The 17,744-nt window shown below is 61.6% G+C and carries 14 protein-coding genes; 8 read left to right on the top strand and 6 right to left on the bottom strand.

What is annotated here, in order from left to right; all coding sequences use genetic code 11:
• Nucleotides 1-3 precede the first annotated feature (3 nt).
• From Q4Q11_RS15895 to Q4Q11_RS15870, 6 genes are all read left to right on the top strand, one after another.
• The gene (locus tag Q4Q11_RS15895) at nucleotides 4-1,467 is read left to right on the top strand and encodes an aldehyde dehydrogenase (RefSeq protein ID WP_112512520.1); all 1,464 of its coding nucleotides are present in this window, start codon (nucleotides 4-6) and stop codon (nucleotides 1,465-1,467) included.
• Between the two features lie 5 nt (nucleotides 1,468-1,472).
• Complete coding sequence (locus tag Q4Q11_RS15890; protein WP_498570084.1) at nucleotides 1,473-1,787, top strand: NIPSNAP family protein; 315 nt, start codon at nucleotides 1,473-1,475, stop codon at nucleotides 1,785-1,787.
• Nucleotides 1,788-1,842: 55 nt separating this feature from the next.
• On the top strand, nucleotides 1,843-2,853 hold the full coding sequence (locus tag Q4Q11_RS15885; protein WP_498570083.1) for an ABC transporter substrate-binding protein: 1,011 nt from the start codon (nucleotides 1,843-1,845) through the stop codon (nucleotides 2,851-2,853).
• A 115-nt stretch (nucleotides 2,854-2,968) separates the two neighbouring features.
• Nucleotides 2,969-3,841, top strand: a complete 873-nt coding sequence (locus Q4Q11_RS15880; protein ID WP_498570082.1) for an ABC transporter permease — start codon at nucleotides 2,969-2,971, stop codon at nucleotides 3,839-3,841.
• A 1-nt stretch (nucleotide 3,842) separates the two neighbouring features.
• Nucleotides 3,843-4,643, top strand: a complete 801-nt coding sequence (locus Q4Q11_RS15875) for an ABC transporter permease (RefSeq protein WP_112512524.1) — start codon at nucleotides 3,843-3,845, stop codon at nucleotides 4,641-4,643.
• On the top strand, nucleotides 4,640-5,719 hold the full coding sequence (locus tag Q4Q11_RS15870) for an ABC transporter ATP-binding protein (RefSeq protein ID WP_112512525.1): 1,080 nt from the start codon (nucleotides 4,640-4,642) through the stop codon (nucleotides 5,717-5,719). Before Q4Q11_RS15875 ends, Q4Q11_RS15870 begins: the two co-directional genes overlap by 4 nt.
• Before the next feature lie 146 nt (nucleotides 5,720-5,865).
• Here Q4Q11_RS15870 and Q4Q11_RS15865 read toward each other — a convergent pair whose 3' ends face one another.
• Together Q4Q11_RS15865 and Q4Q11_RS15860 are read right to left on the bottom strand one after the other, a co-directional pair.
• Complete coding sequence (locus tag Q4Q11_RS15865) at nucleotides 5,866-9,015, bottom strand: multidrug efflux RND transporter permease subunit (RefSeq protein WP_498570081.1); 3,150 nt, start codon at nucleotides 9,013-9,015, stop codon at nucleotides 5,866-5,868.
• Between the two features lie 7 nt (nucleotides 9,016-9,022).
• Nucleotides 9,023-10,207, bottom strand: coding sequence for an efflux RND transporter periplasmic adaptor subunit (locus Q4Q11_RS15860; protein ID WP_498570080.1), 1,185 nt, complete (start codon nucleotides 10,205-10,207; stop codon nucleotides 9,023-9,025).
• A gap of 236 nt (nucleotides 10,208-10,443) precedes the next feature.
• On the opposite strand from Q4Q11_RS15860, the gene Q4Q11_RS15855 reads away from it, so the two are divergent.
• Nucleotides 10,444-11,136, top strand: coding sequence for a response regulator (locus tag Q4Q11_RS15855; RefSeq protein WP_498570079.1), 693 nt, complete (start codon nucleotides 10,444-10,446; stop codon nucleotides 11,134-11,136).
• On the top strand, nucleotides 11,120-12,178 hold the full coding sequence (locus tag Q4Q11_RS15850; RefSeq protein ID WP_112512529.1) for an ATP-binding protein: 1,059 nt from the start codon (nucleotides 11,120-11,122) through the stop codon (nucleotides 12,176-12,178). The genes Q4Q11_RS15855 and Q4Q11_RS15850 overlap by 17 nt, the downstream gene beginning before the upstream one ends.
• Nucleotides 12,179-12,238: 60 nt before the next feature.
• Here the strand turns inward: Q4Q11_RS15850 and Q4Q11_RS15845 are convergent, their stop codons facing one another.
• The 4 genes from Q4Q11_RS15845 to Q4Q11_RS15830 all read right to left on the bottom strand — a co-directional run bounded on the left by Q4Q11_RS15845 (nucleotide 12,239) and on the right by Q4Q11_RS15830 (nucleotide 17,648).
• Nucleotides 12,239-13,105 carry an NmrA family NAD(P)-binding protein gene (locus Q4Q11_RS15845; RefSeq protein WP_498570078.1) on the bottom strand — a complete coding sequence of 289 codons (867 nt, stop codon included), beginning with the start codon at nucleotides 13,103-13,105 and terminating at the stop codon, nucleotides 12,239-12,241.
• A gap of 100 nt (nucleotides 13,106-13,205) precedes the next feature.
• Nucleotides 13,206-14,063, bottom strand: a complete 858-nt coding sequence (locus Q4Q11_RS15840; protein ID WP_498570077.1) for a helix-turn-helix domain-containing protein — start codon at nucleotides 14,061-14,063, stop codon at nucleotides 13,206-13,208.
• Between the two features lie 344 nt (nucleotides 14,064-14,407).
• A complete protein-coding gene (locus tag Q4Q11_RS15835) occupies nucleotides 14,408-16,036 on the bottom strand; it encodes an MFS transporter (RefSeq protein WP_112512532.1) in 1,629 nt (542 codons plus the stop codon).
• Nucleotides 16,037-16,376: 340 nt separating this feature from the next.
• Nucleotides 16,377-17,648 carry a glycerate kinase type-2 family protein gene (locus tag Q4Q11_RS15830; protein WP_498570076.1) on the bottom strand — a complete coding sequence of 424 codons (1,272 nt, stop codon included), beginning with the start codon at nucleotides 17,646-17,648 and terminating at the stop codon, nucleotides 16,377-16,379.
• Between the last annotated feature and the right edge of the window lie 96 nt (nucleotides 17,649-17,744).

Below are 17,744 nucleotides of genomic sequence, written 5' to 3'. Positions count from 1 at the left end.
GCCATGCAGACCTTCCAGTATTACATCGATGGCGAATTTCTGGACGGCGAGGCCCGCTTCCAGAGCATCGATCCGGCGACCGGTGATGTCTGGGCCGAGATGCCGGAAGCGCGCGAGGCCGATGTCGACCGTGCCGTCAATGCCGCCGAGAAAGCTCTCTACGAAGGCCCATGGGCGAAACTGACGGCGACGCAGCGCGGCAAGCTTCTCTATAAGCTCGCTGATCTGGTTGCTGCCAATGCGCAGAAGCTCGCCGAACTGGAAACGCGCGATACCGGCAAGATCATTCGCGAGACCTCGGCGCAGATCGCTTATGTCGCCGATTATTATCGCTATTATGCCGGCATTGCCGACAAGATCGAGGGCTCCTACCTGCCGATCGACAAGCCGGACATGGATGTCTGGCTGCGCCGCGAGCCGATCGGCGTCGTTGCCATGGTCGTGCCCTGGAACAGCCAGCTCTTTCTGTCTGCTGTCAAGATCGGACCGGCGCTGGCGGCCGGCTGCACCATGGTCGTCAAGGCTTCGGAAGACGGGCCGGCGCCGCTGCTGGAATTCGCACGCCTCGTTCATGAGGCGGGTTTCCCGGCCGGCGTCGTCAACATCATCACCGGTTTCGGTCCCTCCTGCGGCGCAACCCTCGGACGCCATCCCAAGGTCGCGCATATCGCCTTTACCGGCGGGCCGGAGACCGCACGCCATATTGTGCGCAACTCGGCCGAAAACCTTGCCTCCACATCGCTGGAACTGGGCGGCAAATCGCCCTTCATCGTCTTTGCCGATGCCGATCTTGAAAGTGCGGCCAATGCGCAGGTTGCCGGCATTTTCGCGGCAACCGGCCAGAGCTGCGTTGCCGGTTCCCGCCTGATCGTCGAGGCCAGCGTCAAGGAGAAATTCCTGTCGATCCTCAAGCGCAAGGCCGAGGCGGTCCGCATCGGCTCGCCGCTCGACATGGCGACCGAGGTCGGCCCCCTTGCCACGAAGCGGCAGCAGGACCATGTGGCCGCGCTCGTTGAGAAATCCATTGAAAGGGGTGCTCGGCTTGTGACGGGTGGCCAAAGGCCAGAAGGTGCGGGCTATTACTTCCCGCCGACGATCCTCGATTGCGATTTTGTGTCCTCGCCTTCGCTTACCGAAGAATTCTTCGGACCGGTTCTGTCGGTCGTCTCTTTCGAGACGGAAGCCGAAGCCCTGAGGCTTGCAAACGATACACGCTATGGCTTGGCATCCGGTGTCTTTACCCAAAACCTCACGCGCGCCCATCGCCTGATGAAGGGCATCCGCGCCGGTGTCGTCTGGGTCAACACCTACCGCGCGGTATCGCCGATCGCGCCATTTGGCGGCTTCGGCCTTTCCGGTCATGGCCGGGAAGGCGGTCTTGCAGCCGCGCTCGACTACACCCGCACCAAGACCATCTGGTTGCGGACGTCGGATGACCCGATCCCCGATCCCTTCGTCATGAGGTGAGAGCGATGTTTTACGAGATCCGCACCTACAGGCTGAAGAACGGCACCATTCCGCAATATCTGAAGGTCGTGGAAGAGGAGGGGATCGCTATTCAGAAGGCGCATCTCGGCAATCTCGTCGGCTACTTCCATTCGGAAATCGGCGTGGTCAACGAGATCGTGCACATCTGGGCCTATGCAAGCCTCGACGACCGCGAAGCGCGGCGCGGGCGGCTGGCGGCGGACCCTCAGTGGCAGGCTTTCCTGCCAAAAATCCGCGACCTGATCGAACAAGCGGAAAACAAGATTATGAAGCCTGCCGGTTTCTCCCCATTGGGGTGAACGGGCGGCCGCATAAGGCATGCCTCCAAAAACTGAAAAACAAGGACAAGGGAACATGAAAGCGAAAATTGCACTCGCGGCCTTTGCCGCAATGATGGCCGCATCCATACCGGCCAAGGCCGATACCATGGTCTTCACGAGCTGGGGAGGAACGACACAGGATGCGCAGAAGGTCGCCTGGGCCAATCAGTTCACCGAAAAGACCGGTATCGGCATCATGCAGGACGGCCCGACGGATTACGGCAAGCTAAAGGCTATGGTCGAAGCAGGCCAGGTCAGCTGGGACGTGGTCGACGTCGAGGGCGATTATGCCGCGCAGGCGGGCAAAGCCGGTCTGCTCGAGAAGCTCGACTTTTCCGTCATCGACAAGTCCAAGCTCGATCCGCGCTTCGTCAGCGACTATTCGGTCGGCAGCTTCTATTATTCCTTCGTCATTGGATGCAATGCCGATGCCGTCAGCGCCTGCCCGAAGACCTGGGCCGATCTTTTCGACACGAAGAAATTTCCAGGTAAGCGCACCTTCTATAAATGGTCTGCCCCGGGCGTGATCGAAGCGGCGCTCTTGGCCGACGGGGTTCCCGCCGACAAGCTTTATCCGCTCGATCTCGACCGCGCCTTCAAGAAGCTCGATACGATCAAAGCGGACATCGTCTGGTGGTCGAGCGGCGCGCAGTCGCAGCAGCTTCTGGCATCGGCCGAGGCTCCCTTCGGCAGTCTCTGGAATGGCCGTATGACAGCGCTCGCCAATAGCGGCGTCAAGACGGAGACGTCCTGGAGCCAGAACATTACAGCGGCGGATTCCCTCGTCATTCCGAAGGGTGCCCCGAACATGGAAACGGCGATGAAGTTCATCGCGCTTGCGACCTCGGCGCAGGCGCAGGCAGACATGGCGAAGACGACTGGATACGCGCCGATCAATGTTGACTCGGCGAAGCTGATGGACCCGGCGATCGCCAAGACCTTGCCGGACCAGCAAACCGCAAGTCAGGTCAATGCCAATATGAGCTACTGGGCTGAAAATCGTGATGCCATCGGCAAGAGGTGGTACGCCTGGCAGGCAAAGTAAGTTCGGGAGATGACAACAGCACCGCGGGCTCAAATCCGCGGTGCGGCAATGCGAGGAACGGGCCGGTTTCGCAGCCAAGGCTGCGCATTGGCGCCCCTGGTGGGAAGGAATTGCCATGTCGACATATATGGACGTTGCGGACGAGGCTGCACCGGCGCGCAAGGCGGCAAGGCCCACCGGATTTGCACAGGTGGCGCCGGCGCTGATATTCATTGCGATTTTCTTCGTCTTTCCGGTTATCGCGCTGCTCCTGCGCAGCGTCATGGAACCGGCGTTCGGTCTTGGCAACTATGCGGAGTTGTTGGGCTCCGCGACCTATATCAAGATCTTTGCCAACACCTTCATCGTGTCGGGCCTCGTCACCGTCATATCGCTTTTGATCGGCTTTCCCGTCGCATGGACACTGGCGATCATGCCCTCGCGATGGGCCTCGGTGGTCTTTGCGATCCTGCTATTGTCGATGTGGACCAATCTGCTGGCTCGAACCTATGCCTGGATGGTGCTTTTGCAGCGCACGGGACTGATCAACAAAATGCTTGTCGGTGCGGGGCTTATCGACAAGCCGCTCGCGCTGGTCAACAACCTGACGGGCGTGACCATCGGCATGACCTATATCATGCTGCCTTTTATCATCCTGCCGCTCTACGGCGTCATCAGGAAGATCGATCCGGCCGTGCTGCAGGCGGCATCACTCTGCGGAGCGAACCGATTGCAGTGCCTGACGCGTGTCCTGTTGCCCCTTGCCGCTCCCGGCATGATGGCAGGCGCCTTGATGGTCTTCGTCATGTCGCTCGGCTATTACGTCACGCCATCGCTCTTGGGCGGGACGGCGAACATGATGCTGGCCGAGCTCATCGCGCAATTCGTGCAGTCGCTCGTCAATTGGGGCATGGGCGGGGCGGCTGCCTTCGTCCTGCTTGTCGTCACGCTGACACTCTATGCCGTGCAGCTGAAGCTCTTCGGTGTTCAGAACACGGGAGGGCGCTGAGATGCTGTTGAATTTCGATCGTCTCGGCTGGTGGAAATATGTGCTGCTCGTCATCACGGTCCTGACGGCCGCCTTCCTCTTGATGCCGATCCTGTTCATTGCGGCCTTGTCGTTCGGCTCGTCGCAATGGCTGATTTTTCCGCCGCCTGGCTGGACCTGGCGCTGGTACGCGGAGCTGCTTTCCGATCCGCAATGGCTGGCTTCCGCCTGGACGAGTTTCAAGATCGCCTCGATCGTCACCGTGCTCTCGGTGCTGCTGGGTCTCGTGACCTCCTTCGGCCTCGTGCGCGGGAAATTCCTGTTTCGCGATGCGCTGAAGGCGCTGTTCCTGACGCCGATGATCCTACCCGTCGTCGTCTTCGCCGTTGCTCTCTATGCCTTCTTCCTCAGGGTCGGGCTGGGGGGCACCCTGATCGGTTTTGTCCTCTCGCATCTCGTCCTGGCGCTGCCTTTTTCCATTCTGTCGATCGCCGGCGCGCTCGAAGGCTTTGACAAGTCGATCGAGGATGCGGCCGTGCTTTGCGGCGCCTCCCCGATCGAGGCGAAGATCAGGGTGACGTTGCCTGCCATCAGCCATGGACTGTTCTCGGCGGCGGTCTTCTCGTTCCTGACATCCTGGGACGAGGTGGTCGTTGCAATCTTCATGGCAAGCCCGACATTGCAGACGCTGCCCGTCAAAGTCTGGGCGACGCTCCGGCAGGACCTGACCCCGGTGGTCGCTGCCGCCTCCACACTTCTCATTCTGTTGACGGTCATGTTGATGACGTTGGCCGCGATCGTACGCAAGGTTCTGAAATCATGAGCGAATCTTTCCTGAAGATCCAAGGTATCCGCAAGGAATATGGCCCTGTCGTCGCGGTTCACGACGTCAATCTCGAGGTCAGGCGCGGCGAGTTTCTCACCTTTCTCGGTCCCTCAGGCTCGGGCAAGAGCACGACGCTCTATATCCTGGCCGGCTTTGAGAACCCGACCAAGGGCGATATTCTGCTGAACGGCGAGACGCTGCTGTCGACGCCGTCGCATAAGCGAAATATCGGCATGGTGTTCCAGCGCTACACGCTGTTTCCGCATTTGACGGTCGGCGAGAATATCGCCTTTCCGCTCAAGGTCCGTCGCCAGTCCAAGGCGGAGATCGATAGCCGGGTCAGGGAAATGCTGCGCCTCGTCCGCCTCGAAGGCTTCGAGGATCGCAAGCCCGCTCAGATGTCTGGAGGCCAGCAGCAGCGCGTCGCCCTTGCAAGGGCGCTTGCCTATGATCCGCCGGTGCTTTTGATGGATGAGCCGCTGTCGGCGCTCGATAAGAAATTGCGCGAGGAGATCCAGCACGAGATCCGCCGCATCCATCAGCAGACGGAAGTGACGATCCTCTACGTGACCCACGATCAGGAGGAGGCGCTGCGGCTGTCGGATCGCATCGCCGTTTTCTCCAAGGGCGTCATCGACCAGATCGGAACCGGCCCGGAACTCTATGCAAATCCGCGAACGCGCTTCGTTGCCGAGTTCATCGGCGACAGCGATTTCATCTCCTGTCATCTGCTCTCTTCCAGCAATGGGCAGGCAACGATCTCGCTCGGTGGCAAGACCGTCTTCGACAGTATCCCGGTTCACGGCCGGCCGACATCGGGCAGCAAAGCGGCATTGATGCTGCGTCCGGAGCGCATACGCCTCGGGCGCAACGCGGGTGCAGGCAACGGCCTCAGCGCCACCGTCAACGACATCACCTTCCTCGGCAACAATGTGCATGTGACGACGCGGATCGCCGCCGGCGAAACCCTGTCCGTGCGGCTGCCCTTCGGACACGAAGCAATCTCGGGCCTGAGCCGTGGCGACAATGTGCATCTGGAGTTCGATCCGGACGCCGCACATGTCTTCTGCTAGAGCAAGATGCCGAAAGGTGCCGGAGATTTCGGGCGGCATCACGTTCTAGGTTGTATAGAGCACCTTATTTCGAGGCGCCTGTCTCACTTGCCGTGGCGGACCGCTTGGAAGCTGCTTTTCGCCGGCGGATGAGCCGCCCATCCGGATCAGGGATGGGCGGCCGGTGCGGGTGGGACGTCGGCGCCCGCACCTTTCTCTTCGACCGGTCTTTTGGTCCGGAGGAGGGACAGTACGAAGACGAAAAAGACCGGGACGAAGAAGACGGCAAGTATTGTCGCCGAGATCATGCCGCCGAGGACGCCGGTGCCGATCGCGTTCTGGCTGGCGGCACTGGGACCCGTTGCGATCGCCAGCGGCACGACGCCGAGCGTGAAGGCAAGCGATGTCATCACGATCGGACGGAAGCGGACGCGGGCCGCCTCGGCCGCCGACTCCAGCAGGGACTTGCCCCGGGCGTAATAGTCCCTTGCGAACTCGACGATGAGAATGGCGTTCTTCGCCGACAGACCGATGATCGCGATGAGCCCCACCTTGAAATAGAGGTCGTTCGGCATCTCGCGCAGGATCGCCGCCAGCACACAGCCGATAATGCCGAGCGGCACGACGAGCATGACCGACAGCGGTATCGACCAGCTTTCGTAGAGGCCCGCCAGCAGCAGGAAGACGAAAAGGATGCTGAAGGCGAAGAGGATCGGCGCCTGGTTGCCGGAGGCGATTTCCTCGCGCGATTGGCCGGACCATTCATAGCCGAAGCCTTGCGGAAGTTCGGATGCGAGACGTTCCATCTCGGCAATCGCAGCACCTGAAGACTTGCCGGCCGCTGCCTCGCCGGTGATGCGGATCGTCGGATAGCCGTTATAGCCGACAATCTGCGGATCGCCCTTGCGCCAGTCGGCCGCCGCAAACGACGAGAGCGGCACCATTCCGCCGCTGGCGTTGCGGACGTTCAGCTTCATCATGTCTTCGACCTGCATGCGGCTGCGGCCGTCCGCCTGCACGATGACCTGCTGCATGCGGCCCGCGTTCGGATAGTCGTTGATATAGGAGGAGCCGAGGTTTGCCGTGATGGCCTCGTTGATGTCGGTAAAGCCGACGCCGAAGGTGTTTGCTTTTTCGCGGTCGATCGCAAGCACGATCTGTGCGGCCTCCTGCATGCCTTCCACGCGGACGTTCGTCACCATGCTGCTCTTGGCAGCTTTTGCCATCAGCTCATCCGCGGCCTGCTTGAGCGCCTTCTGTCCGCGTCCGGCGCGATCCTGGAGCCTGAAGGAGAAGCCGCTCGTGGTCCCGAAGCCGTCGATCGGCGGCGGCGAGAGCGCATAGGCCGTGGCGTCCTTCAATCCGGCCAGTCGAATGTTGACGCGTTCGGCGATTTCCGCGACCGAACTGCCCGCAGGCCGTTCGTTCCAATCCTTGAGCGTGACGAAGGCGATAGCCGAGTTTGGGCCGTTTCCTGAAAAGCTGAAGCCCTGGACAGCGAAGATATTTTCGACCGCGGGTTCGGCCTTGAAGATGGCCTCGATCTGCTTGAGCGATGCAATGGTGCGGTTGGCGCTCGCTTCCGGCGGTCCCTGAATGTCGGCAATCAGGATGCCCTGGTCTTCCTCCGGCACGAAGGAGCCGGGCAGGTTGACGAAGAGGTAGCCGAGGCCGGCGACGAGCGCGAGATAGACGGCCATCATTCGTCCCGACCGGCGTGCGAGGCCGGCGGCGGTCTTCGTATAGCCGGCGGTCATCCCGTCGAACTTGCGATTGAACCAGCCGCCGAGCCCCTTCTTAGCATGATGGCCTGCCTTGATCGGTTTCAGGAAGGTGGCGCAGAGCGCCGGCGTCAGCGACAGTGCCAGGAAGGCCGAAAACATGATCGAGACGACCATGGTCAGCGAGAACTGGCGGTAGATGATTCCGGAAGCGCCCGGGAAGAATGCCATCGGGATGAAGACGCAGGAAAGCACCAGCGTAATGCCGAGGATGGCGCCGGTGATCTGCTTCATCGCCTTCTGTGTAGCGGCTTTCGGGGGCAAGCCTTCCTCGGACATGATGCGCTCGACGTTCTCGACCACGACGATCGCGTCGTCGACGAGGATGCCGATCGCCAGAACCATGGCAAACATGGTCAGGACATTGATGGAGAACCCCGTCGCATACATGACGGCGCAGGTTCCGAGCAGCGCCACCGGAACGACGAGTGTCGGGATGAGCGTGTAGCGGAAATTCTGCAGGAAGACGAACATCACGATGAAGACCAGCGCGATCGCCTCGATGAGCGTGTGCACGACCTTCTCGATCGAGGCATTGACGAACGGGCTGGTATCGTAAGGTATCGAATATTCAACGCCCTTCGGGAAGAACTTCGACAGCTCATCCATCTTCGCCTTGACCGCCGCCGAGACCGCGACGGCATTGCCCGCCGAGGAAAGCTGGATGGCAAGGCCGGCGCTCGGATTGCCGTTGAGCCGGCTTGCCGTGGAATAGTTTTCCGCACCGTCCTCAACGCGTGCGATATCGCGCAGGCGCACGGTCGAACCGTCGGGATTGGCGCGAAGGATAATGTCGCCGAACTGCCTTGCGCTGTTGAGCTGGCCTTCGACGATCACGGTCGCCGTCAAATCCTGGCTGACGGGGTTGGGAGCAGCTCCGATCTGGCCGGCTGCGACCTGCGCGTTCTGGGCGGCAATCGCCGCACTGATGTCGGCGGCGGTCAGATGGAGGCCGACCATCTTGTCCGGATCGATCCAGACGCGAAGGGCTCTCTGCGAAGCGAAGAGCTGCGCCCGGCCCACGCCCGGCAGGCGACGCAGTTCTCCGAGGATGTTGCGGTTGATGTAGTCACCGAGCGCGATTTCGTCCATCTTGCCGTCGGTCGAGGTCAGGGCCGCGATCAGCAGGAAGCCGGCGCTGGCTTCCTCGACCTGGATGCCTTGCGTGCGGACCGTCTGCGGCAGCCGTGCCTCGACGCGCCGTACAGCGTTCTGGACATCGACCGTCGCCTTTCCGATATCCGTTCCGGAAGCGAAGGTGGCGTTGATGCCGACCGAGCCGGAATTGTCCGAGGTCGATTCGAAATAGGCGATGCCATGGACGCCGTTCAGCTCCTCTTCGATGAGCCGGGTCACCCCCTGATAGATTTCCTGCGGCGAGGCGCCGGGATAGGATGCGGAGATCGAGAGCTGCGGAGGAGCGACTGCGGGATATTGCGCGACCGGCAACAGAGGGATCGTAATGATCCCCGCGATCATGATGAAGAATGCGAAGACCCATGCGAGGACGGGTCGCTTGATAAAGAACTGTGCCATAGGGTGGTTACTTCGCGGCCTGATCCGAGGTGTGCGGGTCGGCGGTTCGAGGCGTCCAGGGTTCTGAAACCAATTTGCCGCCCGGCGTGACCTTCTGGATGCCGTCGACCACGATGGTTTCGCCGTCCTTCAGCCCGGAAAGCACGATCCATTCGGAACCGATAGACGCACCGAGAGTGATCTTGCGCACTTGCGCCGTTTGATCGGACGCGACTGCGAAGATCTGGGCGTTGCCGTCCGTATCCCTTGTCACCGCCCTTTGCGGAATGGTGATGCCGCTCTTCTGGACAGCCTGCTCGATGCGTATGCGGACATACATGCCCGGCAGAAGATCGCCGTCGGGATTGGGGAATTCGGCACGCAGCGTGACCTGCCCCGTATTGGGGTCCACATTCGCGTTCGAAAACAGGAGTTTGCCCCGCCTGGAATAGGTCTTTCCACCATCGAACACGAGTTCGACGGATGCTTGCCCGGGCGCGGGGTCCTGAAGCTTACCTTCGCTGACGGCCCGCTTCAGCGCCAGCAGGTCCTGCGCGGATTGCGTGAAGTCGGCATAGACCGGATCGATCTGCTGGATGAGCGCGAGATTGGAGGCGCCTTCGGCTGTTACGAGCGTTCCCTCGGTCGCAAGCGCGCCGCCGATGATACCGGTGATGGGCGCCCGTATTTGCGTATAATCCAGATTGATCTGCGCCTCGTCGAGAGCGGCTTGCTGTGTCGCGACATCCGCGTCGGCCTGCGCGAGATTGACGGAGGCGGTATCGAAATCAACGGCGCTTGCGACATGGCGCGCGCGCAGCAAGCGCTGGCGCTCCAGCTGCTGCTTGGCGTTAGCCTGGACGGCCTTTGCCTTCTGCAAGGCCGCTTTGGCGCTCGCTACCCGCACCTGGAACAGTTTCGGATCGATCCGGTAAAGGACGTCGCCCTGACGGACGAGGCTGCCCTGTTCGAAGATGCGCTCCTGGAGGATACCCGAGACGCGGGCGCGCACCTCGGAAATCCTGGTCGCGGCGACGCGACCCGGAAGTTCGTTCATGACCGGCACCGGCTGCGCCCTGATTTTCAGGACGCCGACGACCGGAGGAGGCGTTTCGCCGCTTTCCTGGGCGTAGGCGTGGATCGGGGCCAGCGCGAACATGGCCGTCGCCGCCAGCATTGCCTTCCAGCAAGGCAGTTCGAATGCAAATCGCATAGATATATTCCCAATTGACCGGGACGCTGAGTCGTCGCTCCGCGTCCCGATGGCATGAACCTGTTCGAAAGGGGTCGCCTCAACGCCGGGTGCGAACGGCACTTTCGTCCGAGCGTGAGCAAACATTGCGAATGTTGGACTTTCGTCGGCGTTTTGTGGAGGTTTCGTGGACGAGGATAAAGGAACGTTGACGCGCCGACCTTGTCTGACGTTTCTTTCTCCTAAAGGAGCTGCGGATGGAAAATGCACTGATATTGATCGTCGAGGACGAGCCGGAGATATCCGATATTCTCGAACGCTATTTCGAGCGTGAGGGATTCCGCGTGCTGACGGCGGCGGACGGAGAGATCGGGCTTTCCCATCATCAGCGGCTGAGACCCGACCTTGTGGTCCTCGATGTCAAGCTGCCGAAACTCGACGGCCACACGGTGCTTGCCACTATTCGCCAAAGAGGGAACACGCCCGTCATCATGGTCACGGCGCTGGCCGACGACCTCGACAAGCTGCATGGGCTGCGCTCCGGTGCGGACGACTACGTGGTCAAGCCGTTCAATCCTGTCGAAGTGGTCGCGCGGGCGCGGGCCGTTCTGAGGCGAGCCACGGGAAACGCGGCCAACAAGATGCTGAGGGTCGGCAGGCTTGCCATAGATCCGGTCGCGCATATGGCCGTGGTCGAGAGCGGAGAAAACCGCGTTCTTCTGAACCTGACGCGGACCGAGTTCCGCATTCTCGAATATATGGCGGGTTTTCCGAACAGGGCCTTCGAGCGAGGGGAGATCGTCGATGCCTGCCTTCCCGAGGGTGATGCGCTCGACCGCACCGTGGACAGCCACATGAGCAAGCTTCGCAGGAAGCTGGATGCCGCTGGCGTCGGCGATCTCCTTAACGGGGTCAGGGGAGTGGGTTACCGCCTTGGCGATTTCGGTTAGCAACAGCCTCAATCGGCAAATCATCTGGTCGACGACGATCGTCGCCTTCGTCGCCCTGTCCGTCATGTTCTTCGGGTTCGTGATCTATGGCTATGTCTACGAATGGCTGTTCAAGAACTCCGCGCCGCCGGACGACTGGGCAGTCAGCGATTTCGTCGTGCTCGGCATCAACGTGGCAATCGGCCAGGCCGTCGGCGCCTATGTCGGCTGGCGGCTCGCCAGGCGCCTCGTCAAGCCCTTGACGGCCGTGACGGAGGCTGCCCGCCTCATTGCGGATGGAGACTTTGCCGGCCGGGCGACCGGCGGGGGCATTTTCGGCGAAGCGGATCGCCTGATCAGCGACTTCAATCGCATGGCAGAGGAGCTGCAGAGGGCGGAAAAAGAGCTTCAATATTCGAATTCTGCGATTGCGCACGAATTACGCACGCCCTTGACGATCCTGCGCGGGCGCATGCAGGGCTTGGCGGATGGCGTATTCGAACCCAGCCAGGAGGTGTTCCGCGGTTTGATCGGACATATCGATGCCCTGACCCGTATTGTCGACGATCTCAGGACGCTTTCACTGATGAATGCCGGACGCATGGAATTGCAGCAGTCGCGCTTCGATATAAGCGAGGAGATCGGAGATATCATCGATTCGGTGATGCCGACGCTTGCCAGTCTCGATATCGAAATCGGAACCGATCTGCAGAAGATGGCTGTCATGGCTGACCGGGCACGCATCCGGCAGGCTGTGCTCGCGCTTGTCGACAATGTCGCGCGCTATGCCCCGGGCTCGAAGCTGCGCGTGGCTTCGCAAGGCATCGGCGATCTCTGCACGATCACGGTTTCTGACAACGGTCCGGGCATGACGGCCGAGGAAAGCGAACGGGCATTCGAGCGCTTCTGGAGGGCCGACGATGCGCGCACGCGGCGCGGCGGCGGGTCCGGCCTTGGTCTTTCCGTCGTCAAGGCCATTGCCGAGGCCCATGGCGGCCAGGCAACGATCGATAGCCGCAAGGGCGCCGGCACGACGGTCGTTCTTACGATTCCGCGCTGTTGAAGTGTCATGCCCGATATGGGGCATGCAGTGTGATGAATGCTTCGAGAGCGGATATTCGTCTCATTCGCCGAGAAGCCGCCTCAACACGTCGATCAGCTCGGTCTTGCCGCGAAGGACCTCGCCGTTTTCCGCGTCTATCCGCCCGGCATTGTGAGCGGCAAAGAGTTCGATCACCAGCCGCGCATAGTCCTCGGATAAGCCCGCCCGGACCAGTGCGGCTCGCCATTCGGTCTCGGGAAGCAGCTCGGCAATGACGGTCCGGCCGGTCAGCGACCCGATCGCGGCTGCGACGTCATTCGGCGTGTAGCGCCTTGGTCCTTCGGCGTGAACGAGCCTTGATGCGGCATCCCTTTTGTCCAAAAGCAGCTCTGCGGCGATCGAGCCCAGATCGAAGGCCGAGATGGTGGGAAAAGATTTGGTCAGCGGATGATGGAAGCTCGGCAACCGGCCGCTCTCTGCCGTTGCCTTTGCAACGCGCGTCCAGTTTTCCATATGTTCGGCCGATCGCAGCACCGTAAGCTCGGTATCGAGCTTTCGCAGGCGCGCCTCGAGGGCATGAAAGATCAAGGTGATGCCGGTTCCGGAACCATGCTGGGCGCCATAGTCGGAAATGGCGAGAACGGTTCGAGGCCTGGCTGCAGCCAAGGCGTCGCCAAGCGTATCGATCGATCGCATCATGCTGGCATGTGCCTGGGGTGCGCGGGCATCGACCGGGCAGATGACTTGAACGGCACTGGCCCCTTCGAACGCCGTCGTCAGAGCCTGACGGTCATGCACGTCGGCGATGGCGATCTCGCAGCCGAGATCCGAAAAAGCCTGCGCTTTCGAGGCGTCGCGCAGAATTGCTCGAACCGGAGCACCGGCCTTGCGCAGTGAGGCGGCAGTCGTGCGTCCAACCTTGCCGGCGGCGCCCAGAATTGCGTACATTGCATCTTCTCCTGTCGGTCTTTCCGGCAGCCTATCGATCTGTGCCCGTCGGATCGCACAGGTTTGGATGGCCGATCGCAGGTTTGGACGACAATCGAAGTCACGAATGCATTCGGCTCAGCATGCCGGGGGTGAGGCCGAGAATGCGCCGCATCCAGTGTGCCATGTGGCTCTGATGGGCAAAACCGGCGGCCGACGCGATTTGGGCCAGCGGCATTTCGCTGGACAGGATGAGCAATCTGGCACGCTCGACCCGGCGCGTCAGAACATATTGATGGACCGGCATCCCGAAAGTGGCGCGAAAGAGCGGCTTCAAATGCGATACGCTCAAGCCGACGGTTGCGGCGAGATCGGCAAGAGACAGCGACTGATCGATATGGGTTTCGATGAAGTCCGCAAGCTGTCTTTGGTGGCGGTTCGTCAAGGTGGCGCCCGCCGGCGTGGTCCCTGCCGTTGCCTGTGCATCGCCTTCCACCAGGCGGATTGCCAGCGCCAATCCCAGCGCTTCCGCATAGGTCTTGTCGGACGGAACGGGCGACTCGATTTCCGCCTTGATCGCCCAGGCGAGCGATTCCATCCGGGGATCGCGAAGCTGGAATTTGGGTGCCAGAGAGACGGTGTCCGGATTTCGTCCGAGGGCTTCAGCGGCGGATTGAAGAAGCTCGGTCCCGATATTCAGGCGCAGAATGGTGCAATCACGATCATCCTGCCACCAGCCGTCCAGTCCGGCGGGAACGATATCGATGTCACCATGCTTCTGCCGGCGCCGATGACGCTGGCCATCGCACTCGCAAAAAGCGTTCACGGCCCGTCCGAAATGAATGCCGAGCCGATGCGTCTGCGTTCCCGGTACATGGGTACGGCCAGCTTGAATATGAAGGAAATTCGCCTCCAGATCTTTCCAGCCGCGATCCCTGCTGGAGAGGAGCGTAGTGGCGGCACTCTTGAGCTGGTCCATGATTGCCTATCCTCCGCCAAATCCATCGTTCCGAATTGGAGGCGATCTCGATCGGAGGATTATAGGCAGGCCGGCGTCCCCGGTCGAGCTGTCTTCAGACCGTGCTGTCCGCCCGCTTCGCTCGCTTGGAGCCAAACAGTAGCCGGGAATTGATGGTTTTTCGGGATCGGAACAGACCCTGCATTCAGCCGCTCGAGCCTTTCTGCCAGCGAGAGTGGCACGGATCTCAAACTTCCACCTTCGGCAGCAGGATCGTCAGAAAGCCGATCAGCGGCAGGAAGGCGTAAAGCTCGAAGAGGAACTCGATGCCGGTACGGCCTGCCGGGCACGCCGGCACGGCCCAGTCATGTCGCGTCGAGATAGGGTTTCAGCGGCATATCGTCGTGCCTGGGCACCGTCTGCCGCTCGATCATGTGGTGGATGACCGGCGGCCGGTCGCCGCGATGCAATCTGTCGAGGTGTTCGGCGACCTCGACATCGGCATGCGTCTGGCGCTGGCTGTGGCGGATATAGTCGATCCAGGTCGGCAGATGGTAGCTTTCCGTCCATGTGTTCGGCTTTTCCAGATCGCGCAGCAGCGACCATTGCTTCGCGCCGTCGCGGATTCTCATCCGGCGGCGTTTTGCCATGACGGCCAGAAACTCCTGTACGTCCTCCTGCTCGATATCATAATCCACCATGACCAGGATCGGGCCGCTTCTGGGGCGCAGGTCGAGCTGCAATTGCGGTTCGCTGAAGGTGTTCGTCGGATCGAGATTGAGGGATTCGAAGTCCGGCTGGCGCAACGCGAGACCAAGTAGACCGCCTATGCCAAGAGCAGCGCTTGCGATGACGAGGGCGCCGGTGACGCCATGGGCGTCGGCCAGCTCGCCCCACAGCCAGCTTCCGACAGCCATGCCGCCGAACGTGGCGGTCTGGTAGAGCGACAAGGCGCGGCCGACGACCCAGCGCGGCGTCGAAAGCTGAACCGTAACGTTGAAGAGCGAAAAGGCCTGCACCCAGGCGACGCCGGCCGGCATGAGGAGAAGACAGCTCAGCCATACCTGATTGCTGAGCGCCAGGAAGAAGCAACTGACCGCCAGCGTGAAGAAGGCGCCGCGGATCACCCATTCATTGCTCAGGAGATCGCGGATGCGGCCGATCATCAGCGCGCCGCAGATCGCGCCGAAGCCGAAGAAGCCGAGCATGATGCCATAGGTAATCGCCGTGCCGTGCACATGATCGCGCGCAACGAGGGGCAGCAGCGCCAGAATGACGATCGCCGTCAGGCCGAAGACGAAGCTGCGGCACATCACCTTGAGCAGGTTCGGCGACATCTGGACATAACGAAATCCGGCCGACATCGCGCTGCCGAAAGACTCGCGCGGCAGCGCATTGCGCACGGGAGCCTTCTTCCAGCGCCATAAGGTGAAAATCAGGGCGAAATAACAGAACACGTTGAAGAGAAAGGCAAAGGCCGCCCCCGCGGCCGCGACGATGACGCCGCCGATCGCCGGCCCGATGCTGCGCATGAGGTTATAGCTCATACTGTTGAGCGCGACCGCACCCGGCAGATGATCACGCGGCACGACATCGCCCATGGATGCCTGCCAGGACGGATTGTGCAAGGCACCGCCACAGCCGATCAGGAAGGTGAAGCAAAGCAGCAGCCAGGGCGTCAAGGCGTTGCTGTAGGACAGTACGGCCAGCGTTGCAGATACGCTGAGCATCAGCGTCTGCGCGATCAGCATGATCCGCCTTCGGTCGTAATTGTCGGCAAGCGCGCCTGCGGCGAGCGAGAAGATCATGACGGGCAGGGTCGTAGAGGACTGCACCAGCGCCACCATGCCATGGGACGTTGCAAGGCTGGTCATGAGCCAGGCAGCACCGACGCCTTCGACCAATCCGCCGAGATTGGAGATGAGCGTTGCCGACCAGAGCGAGCGGAAAGTCTTGGATTGAAACGCGACGAGCGGAGAGGTTCTTTTTGGCATGTCGGCTTTTCTTCACAGGATTGTCTTGCCCAACGGGCGCAGCGAACTCGTTCAAAGCGCGAGTACCGCCGAGTCGGTATCGAGCCTATAGTGATTTGCTAATCTCCGAAACGATTTTAGAATAATATTCTCGCCGGCAACGGCGGAATCATCCGCCATTCGAACGCCATCGTATGGAGTGGTCTCGATATCAGAGACTGTTCCGACGCGCTGCGGGCAGTCGGCATATCGGGAAAGCGACCGGGTTTATGGCGACGATTGCCGGGAGGCATTGTCCGTTACGGCTGGGCCAGCGGCCAGGCGAGCCTGGATAATCTCCAGGCGAGCTGGCCGTGGTTCGTCAGCAGTGCAAAAGGATCGCACGGAAGTCGTTGACGTTCGTGCCGGTCGGGCCGCTCACGAAGAGATCGTCGAGCGCGGCGAAAGCCGACCAGCTGTCGTTGCGTTCGAGGAATTCGGCGGCATCCTTTTCCCGATCGGCAAGGCGCGAGACAGTGGTGCCGTCGGCAAATGCGCCGGCATTGTCTTCGGAGCCGTCGATGCCGTCCGTATCGGCGGCAAGTGCCGAAATGCCCTTTTGGCCGGAAATGGCGCAGGCAAAGGATAGAAGGAACTCGCTGTTGCGGCCACCCTTGCCCTTGCCCTTCATCGTGACCGTCGTTTCTCCGCCGGACAGAAGGAGCATGGAGTTTTGCGACGCCCGACCCCGCTGCTGGATCTTGGCCACAACGGCTGCGTGCTGGCGACCGACTTCCGATGCTTCGCCCTCGATGGCATCGGACAGCACGATCGCCTCGACCCCCGCCTTGCGCGCGACATTGGCGGCGGCATCCAGCGCAATGGCGGCCGAGGCGACGAGCTTCACGTCGTTGCGGGCAAAACGGGGGTCTGACGGCAGCGGCGGCTCGTCCTTGCCATCCTTGAGATGACGCATTATGGCTTCCGGCAAATCGAGCGCATAACGGCCTATGATTTCAAGCGCCTCGGCGCGCGTGGCCGCATCGGCTATGGTCGGGCCGGAGGCGACCAGCGCGGGATTGTCGCCGGGAATATCGGAAACGACGAGGGAAACCACCTTTGCCGGATGGGCAAGGGCCGCCAGTCGTCCTCCCTTGATGCGCGAGACCTGTTTGCGCACAGCATTCATGGCGCTGATCGGCGCGCCGGAGGCAAGCAAGGCCCGATTGACGGCGATTTCGTCGGCAAGCGTGAGATCGCCGGCGGGCGCCGGCAATAAAGCCGAGCCGCCTCCGCAGATGAGGGCGACGACCAGATCGTCTTCCGTGAGACCGCTTACCGCAGCCATCAGCCTTTCCGCCGCGAGCAGTCCGCTTTCGTCGGGCACGGGATGGGCGGCCTCGAGAACCTCGATGCGCTCGCAGGGAACGGCATAGCCGTAGCGCGTGACGACCACGCCGGAGAGCGGCGCGTCCCACAGGCGCTCGAAAGCGCGCGCCATCTGTGCGGCTCCCTTGCCGGCGCCGACCACCACCGTCCGGCCCTTCGGCTTTTCCGGCAGGTGGGCTACGAGCGCCTTGTCCGGATCGGCAGCAGCGACGGCTGCATAGAAGAGCTTTTCCAGGAAGGCCCGGGGATCGGCAATGCTCGGCATCTGGTTGCTCACATGTTACGCGACAGGATGGTTCGCCATGCGCTCGAGCGCCTTGACGAGGCCGGAATGATCGAGCCCGCTGTCGCCATTGGCGGC

The sequence above is a fragment of the Rhizobium sp. UFLA01-1127 genome, assembly GCF_059803845.1.
Note: the sequence above shows the minus strand (reverse complement) of the source record. Positions and strands in the feature narration are given on the sequence as shown.

Bases quoted from the DNA above. Each gene is read 5' to 3' on its own strand.
- Q4Q11_RS15885 (WP_498570083.1), top strand. From the start codon at position 1,843: ATGAAAGCGAAAATTGCACTCGCGGCCTTTGCCGCAATGATGGCCGCA.
- Q4Q11_RS15840 (WP_498570077.1), bottom strand. From the start codon at position 14,063: ATGGACCAGCTCAAGAGTGCCGCCACTACGCTCCTCTCCAGCAGGGAT.
- Q4Q11_RS15890 (WP_498570084.1), top strand. From the start codon at position 1,473: ATGTTTTACGAGATCCGCACCTACAGGCTGAAGAACGGCACCATTCCG.
- Q4Q11_RS15865 (WP_498570081.1), bottom strand. From the start codon at position 9,015: ATGGCACAGTTCTTTATCAAGCGACCCGTCCTCGCATGGGTCTTCGCA.
- Q4Q11_RS15830 (WP_498570076.1), bottom strand. From the start codon at position 17,648: ATGCCGAGCATTGCCGATCCCCGGGCCTTCCTGGAAAAGCTCTTCTAT.
- Q4Q11_RS15895 (WP_112512520.1), top strand. From the start codon at position 4: ATGCAGACCTTCCAGTATTACATCGATGGCGAATTTCTGGACGGCGAG.
- Q4Q11_RS15870 (WP_112512525.1), top strand. From the start codon at position 4,640: ATGAGCGAATCTTTCCTGAAGATCCAAGGTATCCGCAAGGAATATGGC.
- Q4Q11_RS15880 (WP_498570082.1), top strand. From the start codon at position 2,969: ATGTCGACATATATGGACGTTGCGGACGAGGCTGCACCGGCGCGCAAG.
- Q4Q11_RS15875 (WP_112512524.1), top strand. From the start codon at position 3,843: ATGCTGTTGAATTTCGATCGTCTCGGCTGGTGGAAATATGTGCTGCTC.
- Q4Q11_RS15860 (WP_498570080.1), bottom strand. From the start codon at position 10,207: ATGCGATTTGCATTCGAACTGCCTTGCTGGAAGGCAATGCTGGCGGCG.
- Q4Q11_RS15835 (WP_112512532.1), bottom strand. From the start codon at position 16,036: ATGCCAAAAAGAACCTCTCCGCTCGTCGCGTTTCAATCCAAGACTTTC.
- Q4Q11_RS15845 (WP_498570078.1), bottom strand. From the start codon at position 13,105: ATGTACGCAATTCTGGGCGCCGCCGGCAAGGTTGGACGCACGACTGCC.
- Q4Q11_RS15855 (WP_498570079.1), top strand. From the start codon at position 10,444: ATGGAAAATGCACTGATATTGATCGTCGAGGACGAGCCGGAGATATCC.